At 68.9% G+C, this 11,442-nt stretch carries 12 protein-coding genes; 3 read left to right on the forward strand and 9 right to left on the reverse strand.

Going from position 1 to position 11,442, the window contains the following annotated elements:
- Window positions 1–101 precede the first annotated feature (101 nt).
- Both AC6EI8_RS02685 and cobA read left to right on the forward strand, forming a co-directional pair.
- The gene (locus AC6EI8_RS02685; protein WP_226107276.1) at window positions 102–1,415 is read left to right on the forward strand and encodes a sulfate adenylyltransferase subunit 1; all 1,314 of its coding nucleotides are present in this window, start codon (window positions 102–104) and stop codon (window positions 1,413–1,415) included.
- Between the two features lie 48 nt (window positions 1,416–1,463).
- On the forward strand, window positions 1,464–2,228 hold the full coding sequence (gene cobA / locus AC6EI8_RS02690) for a uroporphyrinogen-III C-methyltransferase (protein ID WP_265632772.1): 765 nt from the start codon (window positions 1,464–1,466) through the stop codon (window positions 2,226–2,228).
- A gap of 109 nt (window positions 2,229–2,337) precedes the next feature.
- Here cobA and AC6EI8_RS02695 read toward each other — a convergent pair whose 3' ends face one another.
- The 5 genes from AC6EI8_RS02695 to ruvC form a co-directional block, all read right to left on the reverse strand.
- A complete protein-coding gene (locus AC6EI8_RS02695; protein ID WP_498381217.1) occupies window positions 2,338–2,967 on the reverse strand; it encodes a hypothetical protein in 630 nt (209 codons plus the stop codon).
- A 14-nt stretch (window positions 2,968–2,981) separates the two neighbouring features.
- Entirely contained in the window at window positions 2,982–4,058 is a 1,077-nt protein-coding gene (gene ruvB / locus AC6EI8_RS02700) for a Holliday junction branch migration DNA helicase RuvB (protein WP_149316772.1), read from the reverse strand.
- A 248-nt stretch (window positions 4,059–4,306) separates the two neighbouring features.
- Window positions 4,307–4,888: a Holliday junction branch migration protein RuvA gene (gene ruvA / locus AC6EI8_RS02705; protein WP_226107282.1), complete on the reverse strand. Its 582-nt coding sequence runs from the start codon at window positions 4,886–4,888 to the stop codon at window positions 4,307–4,309.
- Between the two features lie 193 nt (window positions 4,889–5,081).
- Entirely contained in the window at window positions 5,082–6,269 is a 1,188-nt protein-coding gene (locus AC6EI8_RS02710; protein ID WP_226107284.1) for a glycerophosphodiester phosphodiesterase, read from the reverse strand.
- A 246-nt stretch (window positions 6,270–6,515) separates the two neighbouring features.
- A complete protein-coding gene (gene ruvC / locus AC6EI8_RS02715; RefSeq protein ID WP_150083327.1) occupies window positions 6,516–7,061 on the reverse strand; it encodes a crossover junction endodeoxyribonuclease RuvC in 546 nt (181 codons plus the stop codon).
- 149 nt (window positions 7,062–7,210) lie between these two features.
- Between ruvC and AC6EI8_RS02720 the strand changes: the two genes are divergently transcribed.
- Window positions 7,211–7,492 (forward strand): HigA family addiction module antitoxin, encoded by a 282-nt coding sequence (locus tag AC6EI8_RS02720; protein ID WP_347880648.1) that lies wholly within the window; start codon window positions 7,211–7,213, stop codon window positions 7,490–7,492.
- Between the two features lie 148 nt (window positions 7,493–7,640).
- On the opposite strand, the gene purH is transcribed toward AC6EI8_RS02720, so the two are convergent.
- The 4 genes from purH to AC6EI8_RS02740 all read right to left on the reverse strand — a co-directional run.
- Window positions 7,641–9,215: a bifunctional phosphoribosylaminoimidazolecarboxamide formyltransferase/IMP cyclohydrolase gene (purH, locus tag AC6EI8_RS02725; protein ID WP_226107286.1), complete on the reverse strand. Its 1,575-nt coding sequence runs from the start codon at window positions 9,213–9,215 to the stop codon at window positions 7,641–7,643.
- 16 nt (window positions 9,216–9,231) lie between these two features.
- A complete protein-coding gene (locus tag AC6EI8_RS02730; protein ID WP_006578759.1) occupies window positions 9,232–9,465 on the reverse strand; it encodes a Fis family transcriptional regulator in 234 nt (77 codons plus the stop codon).
- Window positions 9,462–10,520: a tRNA dihydrouridine synthase DusB gene (gene dusB / locus AC6EI8_RS02735; protein ID WP_150083324.1), complete on the reverse strand. Its 1,059-nt coding sequence runs from the start codon at window positions 10,518–10,520 to the stop codon at window positions 9,462–9,464. The genes AC6EI8_RS02730 and dusB overlap by 4 nt, the downstream gene beginning before the upstream one ends.
- A gap of 259 nt (window positions 10,521–10,779) precedes the next feature.
- On the reverse strand, window positions 10,780–11,442 hold a 663-nt coding region (locus AC6EI8_RS02740), incomplete at its 5' end, for an FAD-dependent monooxygenase (RefSeq protein WP_498381218.1).

Consider the following 11,442-nt stretch of genomic DNA (forward strand, 5'->3'; position numbering starts at 1 on the left):
ACATTGACGCACGCCGCGACGCAGCTAACGACGCAAGTAACGACGCACGCCGCGACGCAAGCAGCGACGCAAGCAGCGACGCCCAGAGACAGGATTGCATCATGACCACCCAAGCCGCCCACCAGGGCCTTCTGCGTTTCATCACCGCCGGTTCGGTCGACGACGGCAAGAGCACGCTGATCGGCCGCCTGCTGTATGACAGCAAGGCGGTGCTGTCGGACCAGCTGACCGCGCTGGCGAACGCCAAGAACAAGCGCACCGCCGGCGAGCAGATCGACTTCTCGCTGCTGACCGACGGACTCGAGGCCGAGCGCGAGCAGGGCATCACGATCGACGTGGCCTACCGCTATTTCTCGACCGCGCGCCGCAAGTTCATCATCGCGGATACGCCGGGCCATGAGCAGTACACCCGCAACATGGTCACCGGCGCCTCGACCGCGCACGCCGCGATCGTGCTGATCGACGCCACCCGCGTGACCGTCGCCGACGGCCGCGCGCAACTGCTGGCGCAGACCAAGCGCCATACCGCGATCGTCAAGCTGCTCGAGCTGCAGCACGTGATCGTCGCGGTCAACAAGATGGACCTGGTCGACTACAGCGAACAGCGCTTCAACGAGATCCGTGCCGCCTATGCGGAGCTGGCCAGCCAGCTGGGCCTGAAGGACGTGCGCTACGTGCCGGTGTCCGCGCTGCGTGGCGACAACATCGTGCATGCCAGCGAGGCGATGCCCTGGTATCAGGGCGAGCCGCTGCTGCCGCTGCTCGAGGCGCTGCCGGTCGAGGAAGTCGCGCCGCAGGGCGAAGCCGCGCTGCGCTTCCCGGTGCAGCTGGTGATCCGCCAGGACGGTGCGCAGTCCGACGATTTCCGCGGTTATGCCGGCCGCGTCGAGGCGGGCACGGTCCGTGTCGGCCAGACCGTGCGCGTGCTGCCGGCCAACCGCGAGGCGGTGGTCGCCGAGGTGCTGACGCCGAACGGCGCGGCCGAGGAGGCGAGCGCCGGCGAGACCATCACCATCCGGCTGGCGGAAGACGTCGATGTATCGCGCGGTGACATGTTCGTGGCCGCCGCCGCGGAAACCGAGCAGGCGCTGCCGGCGAAGAAGCTGCAGGCCGACCTGTGCTGGTTCGACGATGCGGCGCTGAACACCGCGCGCAAATACGTGCTCAAGCACACCACCGCCAGCGTGTTCGCGCGCGTGTCGTCGGTGGACCGCGTGCTCGACGTGCATACGCTGTCGCACGAGACCGGCCGTCACGACATTCGGCTGAACGATATCGGCTCGGTGCAGATCACGCTGCAGAAGCCGGTGGTGTGCGACGTCTACAGCGACAATCCGGCCACCGGCGCGTTCGTGCTGATCGACGAGGCCACCAATCACACGGTCGCCGCGGGCATGATCCGTGCATATTCCTGACATCGAAGCGAGATCGAAGTCGGTCCAGGAATCACGAGGAGCAGCAACATGGGCAAGGTCTACCTGATTGGCGCCGGTCCCGGCGCGGCGGACCTCATTACGGTGCGTGGTGCACGACTATTGGGCGAAGCCGAAGTGGTGCTGCACGATGCGCTGGTGTCGCCCGAGATGCTGGCCTGGTGTCCCCAGGCCCGGCTGGTCGAGGTCGGCAAGCGCTGCGGCAAGCGCTCGACCGCGCAGCTCTTCATCAACCGGCAGATCGTCGACCTGGCGCACAAGTACGAACGCGTGGTGCGCCTGAAAGGCGGCGATCCGATGCTGTTCGGCCGCGCCGACGAGGAATTGCAGGCGCTGGAAGAGGCGGGCATCGCCTACGAGATCGTGCCGGGCATCACGGCCGCGCTGGCCGCCGCCTCGGCGATCGCGCGTCCGCTGACCAAGCGCGGCGTGTCGCGCAGCGTGGCGTTTGCCACGCAGGCGAAGGCGCCCGACACCATCGACGTGGAGGCCGACGTCAAGGCCGATACGCTGGTGTACTACATGGGCCGCGACCAGGCGGCTTCGATCGCCGCACAGCTGATCGCGCACGGCAAGTCGGCATCGACGCCGGCCTGGGTGGTCGAGGCCGCCTCGACCCCGCACCAGCGCAGCCGCCAGTTCACGCTGCGGCAGATGGCGGCGGGCGAAGCCGCGGCGTGGATCGATCCGCAACACCCGAGCTTGCTGATGATCGGCGAGGCGCTGGGTGCGCGCGCCAGCGGTGCGGTCGACGATGAGCAGCGGGACCGCGAGCGCCAGCCGAAAGCGGCCTGACGCAAGGCTCGTCAGCCGGTAGCCGCCGCAATGGGTTTTCTTCCCTGTCCCGCTCGCGGGAGAGGGGAGCAAACCTTCCCGACTCCGATCACAGCGGACAGCGTCGGGACTACCGTCCCTCCCTCGTAATCTCCACCGTCTCCCGATACACGATCCGGGCCATCTGGCCCGGCCGCAGGCCGGCCACGTCGATCGAGATGTCGTCCGCCCGCGCGGCGTGCTCCGCGTTGCGCGGGCCGCGGAACGTCACCGTGCGTCCGATCGGATCGACCGCAACGATTTCGGCGGTGGCCGTGGTGGTGATCTCGCGCACCACGCCGGGCCGGCCGTCGTCGAGACGGCGCGACAGCCGGTCCACCGATTCGGCGGTCGCGACATTTCGGCTCGCCAGCGGCTCCAGCTTCGTGATCCGTGCCGGGCCGCGCGTCACCGTCAGGCGGTCACCGGCGTTGACCGTACCGAAATGGCGAGCCTCGTCGCCGGTCATCAATTCGGTCAGCTGACCCTGCGGTCCGCGCACCAGTACCGCGTTCGAGGCGTCGATGCGGACGATCTCTGCCGCGGTGGTGGCGGACGCGGTCTGTGCGCTCGCGCTGCCGATGGCGCCGGCCGCCAACACGCCCATCAACACGCCCATCAACGCGCCCATCAACGTGACCGTCTTCGTGCAGGCCAGCGCCAGCGCGCGCGCCCCGCGTCGTATCGTGCTGTCTCGATCGTTTCGCATCGGCGCCTCCACGGTGGTTTATCGGATCATGCTTCGTCCGGCAGGATGCTGCCCTGCGCGCCGCCCGGCGCCGCCAGCCCGAAGTGCCGGTAGGCCGCGGGCGTCGCCACGCGTCCGCGCGGCGTGCGTTGCAGATAGCCCTGCTGGATCAGATAGGGTTCGAGCACGTCCTCGATGGTGTCGCGCTCCTCGCCGATCGCCGCGGCCAGGTTGTCGACGCCGACCGGGCCGCCGCTGAACTTGTGCAGGATCGCCTCGAGCAGCTTGCGGTCCATCAGGTCGAAGCCGACGCGGTCCACGTCGAGCATCGCGAGCGCGGCATCGGCCATCTCCCGCGTAATGGTGCCGTCGCCCTTGACCTCGGCATAGTCGCGCACGCGCCGCAGCAGGCGGTTGGCGATACGCGGCGTGCCGCGCGAGCGGCGCGCGATCTCGAGCGCGCCCGTCGGATCGATGCGCGCGTGCAGCAGCTGCGCCGAACGCGTCACGATGCGGGCCAGCTCGTCGGCGGTATAGAACTCCAGGCGGGCGACGATGCCGAAGCGGTCGCGCAGGGGATTGGTCAACATGCCGGCGCGCGTGGTGGCGCCGACCAGCGTGAACGGCTGCAGATCCAGCTTGACCGAGCGCGCGGCCGGGCCCTCGCCGATCATGATGTCGATCTGGTAGTCCTCGAGCGCGGGGTACAGGATTTCCTCGACGACCGGCGACAGCCGGTGGATCTCGTCGATGAACAGCACGTCGTTGGCTTCGAGGTTGGTCAGCAGCGCGGCAAGGTCGCCGGGCCGCTCGAGCACCGGCCCGGAAGTCTGGCGCAGGTTGACGCCCATCTCGCGCGCGATGATATGAGCCAGCGTGGTCTTGCCCAGGCCCGGCGGGCCGAACAGCAGCACGTGGTCGAGCGCCTCGCGGCGATTGCGCGCCGCGTGCATGAAGATGTCGAGCTGGTCGCGCACCTTCTGCTGGCCGACATAGTCGTCGAGCAGCTTGGGCCGCAGCGCGCGCTCGAAGGCCTCCTCGCTGCTGGAGGCGGGCGTGGCGGCGATCAGGCGGTCGCCGCTGTCGGCAGGGCGGCTCGGGGCGAACTTGTCGGTCTGGATCATGGGGCGGAGGCGGGAAAACTGGCTCGATTGTAGCCCACGGCATCATCGGCGCCGGCCGCCGTCTCAGCGGGCACAGGTCACGCGGGGGCTCGCGCGCCGGCCAGCACACCGGCCCGCACACGGGCTCGCACACCGGCTCGCGCACGGGCTCGCACACCGGCTCGCACACCGGCTCGCACACCGCCTGCACACCGGCTCGCATGCCGGCTCGCCCACTGCTGCACACCGGCCTGCGCCGCCGCGCGGCCTCAGCCCTTCGACAGGGCCTTCAGCGCGAGCTTGATCCCTTCGGAGACGCCGGTGCCGGCCGGCACCTGCTTGGTCGCCGCGGCGGCCTCCTTGTCGGAATAGCCCAGCGCCAGCAGCGCGTTCAGGATATCGGCGGCGCTGTCTTGCGCGGCCGCCGCGCCGCCGACGTGGCCGAGCTCCGCGCCGAGCTTGCCTTTGAGCTCCAGCAGCAGCCGTTCGGCGGTCTTCTTGCCGATGCCGGGAATGCGCGTCAGCCGGCCGGCCTCCTGCAGCGTGATGGCCTGCGCCAGTTCGGCGACCGACATGCCCGACAGCACCGCCAGCGCCATGCGCGCGCCGATGCCGCTGATCTTGATCAGCTCGCGGAAGGTATTGCGTTCCTCGGCGCTGCCGAAGCCGTACAGCAGATGCGCATCCTCGCGGACGATCAGCTGCGTCAGCAGCGTGACGGGCTGGCCGACCGCGGGCAGGTTGTAGAAGGTGCTCATCGGCACGTCGACCTCATAGCCGACGCCGTGGCAGTCGACCAGCAGATGCGGGGGATTCTTCTCGATGAGGGTGCCGGCGATGCGTCCGATCATGGTGGCTTGCGGGGGATGGGCTGCCGGCGCGTTGTTGCGCACGCCGGCATGGGTCGGTCTGAAAGGGCGCCAGTGTAGCGCAGCGAGGCAGAGCGTCCGCCGCGCGACCACGGGGCTCCATGGCGGTCCATGGCGTGTCTGCGGCGGGTCTACTCCGCTTCTACGGCGCTTCTACGGCGCTTCTACGCCGGTTCTACGGCACATCCACCGCGCGGCGGCCGAGCGCCGGATCGTCGGTGAAGAAGCCGTCCACGCCGGCGTCGATCAGCGCCCGCGCCTCGCGGATCATGCCGGCCGGATGCCGCGCCGCGTCCCCGCCCGGGCCGCGCAGGCTCTTGGGCAGGAAGGCGTTCTCGGGCCGCAGCGTGTAGGGATGCACGACCAGGCCGGCTGCATGCGCGTCGCGTACCAGCGCGGTCGGCGTGCCGAGCGCGCCGGCGCTGTCGCGCGGCAGCACGTGCGTGCGCTCGGGGCCGATGCCGTCGGCATAGGTGGCCACCTCGCGCAGTCCCAGCGGCGTGACCATGTCCGCGTAGCGGCGCGTATCGCCGGCCAGGCGCCAGTCGGCCGGCGCCTTCGTGGCATTGCCGATCAGCTGTACCAGCTTGACGTTCGGCATCGACTTGCCGATGCGCTGCCGCAGCGCGCGCAGATTGGCGGTCTCGAACGATTGCAGATAGACCGGCGCGCGGCGCGTGTGGGCGTTGGCGCGCAGCGCGTCGACCAGCTTCTCTTCGATCGGCAGGCCGATGCCGCGGAAGTAGCTCGAATGCTTGGTCTCGATATAGAGGCCGATGGTCCTGCCGCTGCGGCGCGAGGCATTGGCGGCCAGTTCGATGATCTCGGCGAGCGTCGGGATCTCGAACTTGTCGTCGTATTGCGTATTGGCCGGGCGCAGCTTCGGAATGCGCTCGCGCGCCCGCAGCGTCTTCAGCTCGGCCAGCGTGAAGTCCTCGGTGAACCAGCCTTCCAGCCGCTCGCCGTCGATCACCTTGATGCGCTTGCGGTCGGCGAACTGCGGCAGCGTGGAGACGTTGGTGGTGCCCCCGATCTCGTTTTCGTGCCGGGCCACCAGCACGCCGTCGCGGGTGACGACCAGATCGGGTTCGATCAGGTCGGCGCCGTCCTCGATCGCCTTGGTGTACGCGGCCAGCGTGTGTTCGGGCCGCAGCGCGCTGGCGCCGCGATGGCCGATCACCAGCGGCTTGGGCTTCGGCGGTGCCGGTTGGGCTTGCGGCGGTTCGGCGGCAGGCGCGGCGGGCGGCACGGGTTGGGTGGCGCAGCCCGCGAGCAGGGCGGCCAGTATCGCGGCCGACATCGCGGCGTGGAGCCGCGCGGCGGGCTGCAAGGCAAAACGGGGGATCAAGCTGGGACGGGACATGCGGCCTCCTCGAGCGCGGGATGAGGCCGATTGTAAGTGAGGCGGGCGTCGCCTGGGACGCCGTCAGCGCCGCGGGGGCTGGAGAGCCGCGAGAGCCCGAGAGCCGGGGAGCTGGAGAGCTGGAGAGCTGGAGAGCCGGAGAGCTGGAGAGCCGGAGAGCCGGAGAGCCGGAGAGCCGGAGAGTCGGAGAGCCGGAGAGCCCGAGAGCCCGAGAGCCCGAGAGCCCGAGAACCGAAAGAGCCGGCGCTAGCCGACCAGTCTGCCGCGCCGCACCCGCACGCCCTTGCGCGCGAGTTCGGGCGCCAGGCCGCTCAGCGTGGCAAGCGTATCGCCGCCATTGGCATGGCAGATCGCCACGCCGAGCGCGTCGGCCGCATCGGAGCTGGGATGGCCGGGCAGGGCCAGCAGCCGCGCCACCATCTCCTGCACCTGCGCCTTGTTGGCGCGGCCATAGCCCACCACGGCGACCTTCAACTGCAGCGCGGTGTATTCGAACACCGGCAGGCCATAGCCCACCAGCCCGCAGATCGCCGCGCCACGGGCCTGCCCGAGCAGCAGCGTCGATTGCGGATTGACGTTGACGAACACCTTCTCGATCGCCGCGCAATCGGGCGCATAGGTTCGCGTGACCTCGGCAATGCCGTCATACAGCGTCTTCAGACGCTCGGGCAGGCTGCCGTTGCCATCGCTCTTGATGGTGCCCGAGGCGATGTAGGCGAGCTTGTGGCCGTGCTTTTCGACCACGCCGAAGCCGGTGGTACGAAGGCCGGGGTCGATGCCGAGGATGCGCATTGGATCAATGAGTCTAGGTTGGCCGCTAGTGTAAGCGCGTTCGTTACGGTCGTCGAATCCCGCAAATCGCCGGGCGTAAAGCCAAAGCTCTCAGAGGGTGGATACCAGGACTATCACTAGGCTATCGAGGGGATCGAATCATGACGAGGATGCACAACCCACCGCATCCGGGTACGGTGCTCGCCGAATGGCTGCGCGACCTGGATGCCATGACGCTGACCGATTTCGCGCGACATATCGGCGTCACGCGGGCGACGCTATCGCGCATCGTCAACGGACACGCCGCGATCACGCCCGATATCGCCCTGCGGCTGGAAGACGCGCTGGGCACCAGCAGCGAGATGTGGATCGGTTTGCAGTCCGCCTATGATCTTTGGACTGCCTCACGAAAGCCGCGCAAGCGCATTCAAAGGTTGGCGCGCGCGGCTTGAGGGTCGTCAAGGTTCCCTCTCCCGCTAGCGGGAGAGGGGCAGGGGAGAGGACAGCCGGTGCTCGTCGAACTGCGCGTTCGTACCGCTCATTCGATCTGCTCGCCCGGCTGCGAGCGGCGCGTTGCCGCTCGGTCCCCTTGGTCCGGACTCAATGCCGGAAATGCCGGGTGCCGGTCAGCACCATCGCGATATTGCGTTCGTCCGCGGCGGCGATCACTTCGTCGTCGCGCATCGAGCCGCCCGGCTGGATCACGCAGGTCGCGCCCGCGTCGACCACCACGTCCAGGCCGTCGCGGAACGGGAAGAACGCGTCGGAGGCCACCGCCGAGCCGGCCAGCGTCAGGCCGGCGTTCTGCGCCTTGATGCTGGCGATGCGGGCCGAGTCCACGCGGCTCATCTGGCCGGCGCCGACGCCGAGCGTCATGCCGCCGCCGCAGAACACGATGGCGTTGGACTTGACGAACTTGGCGACGCGCCACGCGAACAGCAGATCGCTCATTTCCTTCGGCGTCGGATGGCGCTTGGTGACGACGCGCAGCTCGGACGGCTGCACGTTCTTGGCGTCCGGGCTTTGCAGCAGCAGGCCGCCGCCGACGCGCTTCAGGTCATACTGGTTGACGCCCTTGCCGAGCGGAATTTCCAGCAGGCGCACGTTCTGCTTGGCGGCGAACACCTCGCGTGCTTGCGCGCTGAACGACGGCGCGATCAGCACCTCGACGAACTGCTTGGCGACCGCCTGCGCGGCCGCGCCGTCGAGCTCGACGTTGAAGGCGATGATGCCGCCGAAGGCCGAGGTCGAATCGGTCTTGAACGCCTTCTCGTAGGCCTCCAGCGCATTGGCGCCGATCGCCACGCCGCACGGGTTGGCGTGCTTGATGATGACGCACGCCGCGCCATCGCCGGGCCCGAAGGACTTGACGCATTCCCACGCCGCATCGGCGTCGGCGATGTTGTTGTACGACAGCTCCTTGCCCTGCAGCTGCACGTAGTTGGCCAGCGCGCCGTCGACGGCCTTCAGGTCGCGATAGAACGCCGCCGACTGGTGCGGGTTCTCGCCGTAGCGCATCTCCTGCACCTTCTCGAACGCCAGGTTCAGCGTCTGCGGATAGGCGCTGCGGGCCTGGTGCGACTTGTCCGGGCCGAGGCTGGTCAGGTAGTTGGTGATGGCGCCGTCGTATTGCGCGGTATGCGCGAACACCTTGGTGGCCAGCCGGAAGTTGGTGTCGTAGCCGACCTGGTTGCCGTTGGCGCGCATTTCGTCGAGCACCGGCGCGTAGTCGGCCGGATCGACGATCACCGTCACGTCGCGATGGTTCTTCGCCGCCGAGCGCAGCATGGTCGGGCCGCCGATGTCGATGTTCTCGATCGCGTCGGGCAGCGTGCAGTCGTCCTTGGCGACGGTCTGCTGGAACGGGTACAGGTTGACCACCAGCAGGTCGATGGTCGGGATGTCGTGCGCGGCCAGCGCGGCCATGTGTTCCGGCAGGTCGCGGCGCGCCAGGATGCCGCCGTGCACCTTCGGGTGCAGCGTCTTGACGCGGCCGTCGAGCATCTCGGGGAAGCCGGTGTAGTCGGCCACTTCCGTGACCGGCAGGCCGGCGTCGGCGAGCAGTTTGGCGGTGCCGCCGGTGGACAGCAGCGTCACGCCGAGCGCATGCAGTTCGCGCGCGAAGTCGACGATGCCGGTCTTGTCGGAAACGGAGAGAAGGGCTTGCTTGATCATGGTGATGGAGGACGCTTCAAAGTAAACCGTGCTGCTGCAGCTTCTTGCGCAGCGTATTGCGATTGATGCCGAGATAGGCCGCGGCCAGCGACTGGTTGCGGTCGGCACGCGCCATCACCGTCTCCAGCAGCGGCCGTTCCACCGCCTCCAGCACCATGTTGTACATGTTCGACGGCTGCTCGCCGTCCAGATCGCGGAAGTAGGCGCTCAGGCTGTCCCGGATGCATTGGTCGATAACATTGCGGCTCATGCGGCAAGCAACTCCCTGTTGTTGTTGTTCGATGCGCCGGTCTGTGCTTCGCCTTCGTCGACATACACCAGCCGGTCGGACAGCGCGGCCTGCTCGTCGAAGAAAGCGTTGACGGCGGCCAGCTGCGCCTCGGTGCTTTCCAGTGTGTTCATCCGGTGCCGGAACAGGTTGGCACCCTTGAGCCCGCGCGTGTACCAGGCAATATGCTTGCGAGCGGTACGCACGCCGGTGAATTCGCCATAGAAGGCGTAGTGGTCCTGCAGATGCGCGTTCATGATGGCGCGGATCTCGGCCACTTCCGGCGCCGGCAGCAGCTCGCCGGTGGCCAGGAAGTGCGCGATCTCGCGGAACAGCCACGGGCGTCCCTGCGCGGCGCGGCCGATCATGATCGCGTCGGCGCCGGTAACTGCCAGCACGTGGCGCGCCTTCTGCGGCGTGGTGATGTCGCCGTTGGCGACCACCGGGATGCGGATCGCGTCCTTGACCGCGGCAATCGTCTCGTACTCGGCCTCGCCGTGGTACAGGTCCGCGCGCGTGCGGCCATGCACGGTCAGCATGCTGATGCCTGCCGCTTCGGCCATGCGCGCGACGCGCACCGCGTTGCGGTTCTGCCGGTCCCAGCCGGTGCGGATCTTCAGCGTGACAGGCACACGGTCGCCGACCGCGCCGACCACCGCCTCGACGATGCGCACCACCAGCGGCTCGTTCTGCAGCAGCGCCGAGCCGGCCGCGACGTTGCAGACCTTCTTGGCGGGGCAACCCATGTTGATATCGATGATCTGCGCGCCGCGGTCGACGTTGTAGCGCGCCGCCTCCGCCATCATGCCGGGCTCGGCGCCGGCGATCTGCACCGCGATCGGCTCGACCTCGCCGTCGTGGTTGGCGCGGCGCATGGTCTTTTCGCTCTTCCACAGCTGCGCGTTCGACGCCACCATCTCCGAGACCGCATAGCCCGCGCCGAGCGTCTTGCACAGCTGGCGGAAGGGGCGGTCCGTGACGCCGGCCATCGGCGCGACGAACAGGTTGTTGCGAAGTTGGTGAGGTCCGATTTGCACGGCTAGGGTCCGGCGACGTCCAGAAAGGCTGGCCGTGACCGGGCGCCACTGGGCGGTGTCACGGATCGAATGGCGAAAGGCATGCCCGGCCGAAGCAGCGTCGGCGGTGAAGCGGGGGGCATGTGCGAGGGCGGGATTTTACCGCTAAACCGGCCGGCTGCCCAATAAATAAGCAGGGCCGATGTGCTGCGGCGCGACATGGGACCGGAGCGGCCGGGAGCCGGCTCCGAACTCCCGACGACTCGTTGCGCCAGCGGGATCAGCGGCGCATGCCGTAGATCATCTGACGCGCCAGCGCGTGCTTCAGCGGCGACAGGCAGGCCAGCGCGGCCAGCGAGGCGCCGCGCGCGTGCGCGGCCAGCGGATAGGGAATGCCGAACACGCGCGGCAGCAGGTCGGTGACGCCGATGGTCACCGCGCGATCGAGCCGGTGGCGTGCGCCGAATGCGGCCAGCGCCTGCGGCGTGCAGGCGGTGCGCAGCTCGTCCGCCAGCGCGAAGGCATCGCGCAGCCCCAGGTTCAGCCCCTGGCCGGCGACCGGATGCAGGGTCTGCGCGGCGTTGCCGATCGCCACCAGCCGGCCCTTGACGGTCAGCTCCGCGGCATTGAGGCCCAGCGGGAAGGCGTGACGCTTGCCGACCCGCGTGAAGCGTCCCATGCGCGGACCGAAGACCTCGCCGAGCTCGGCCAGGAAGCGGGCGTCGTCCAGCGCCAGGCGCCGCGCGGCCTCCTCGGGCGAGCAGCACCAGACCAGCGCGTAGCCCGAGCCGCCGTCGCCATGCGGGTCGTCGTCCAGATCGTGCGGCAGCAGCGCCAGCGGCCCCTGCTCGGTGAAGCGTTCCCAGGCCCAGCCGGGCAGCGGATGGCTGCAGGCGACATGCGAGACGATCGCGGTCTGCCCATAGTCGCGGCGGCGCGTTCC

The sequence above is a fragment of the Cupriavidus sp. R6-3 genome (assembly GCF_059772245.1).

Bases quoted from the DNA above. Each gene is read 5' to 3' on its own strand.
- AC6EI8_RS02710 (WP_226107284.1), bottom strand. From the start codon at position 6,269: ATGTCCCGTCCCAGCTTGATCCCCCGTTTTGCCTTGCAGCCCGCCGCG.
- ruvC (WP_150083327.1), bottom strand. From the start codon at position 7,061: ATGCGCATCCTCGGCATCGACCCCGGCCTTCGTACCACCGGCTTCGGC.
- AC6EI8_RS02730 (WP_006578759.1), bottom strand. From the start codon at position 9,465: ATGAGCCGCAATGTTATCGACCAATGCATCCGGGACAGCCTGAGCGCC.
- AC6EI8_RS02685 (WP_226107276.1), top strand. From the start codon at position 102: ATGACCACCCAAGCCGCCCACCAGGGCCTTCTGCGTTTCATCACCGCC.
- AC6EI8_RS02720 (WP_347880648.1), top strand. From the start codon at position 7,211: ATGCACAACCCACCGCATCCGGGTACGGTGCTCGCCGAATGGCTGCGC.
- purH (WP_226107286.1), bottom strand. From the start codon at position 9,215: ATGATCAAGCAAGCCCTTCTCTCCGTTTCCGACAAGACCGGCATCGTC.
- cobA (WP_265632772.1), top strand. From the start codon at position 1,464: ATGGGCAAGGTCTACCTGATTGGCGCCGGTCCCGGCGCGGCGGACCTC.
- ruvA (WP_226107282.1), bottom strand. From the start codon at position 4,888: ATGATCGGACGCATCGCCGGCACCCTCATCGAGAAGAATCCCCCGCAT.
- ruvB (WP_149316772.1), bottom strand. From the start codon at position 4,058: ATGATCCAGACCGACAAGTTCGCCCCGAGCCGCCCTGCCGACAGCGGC.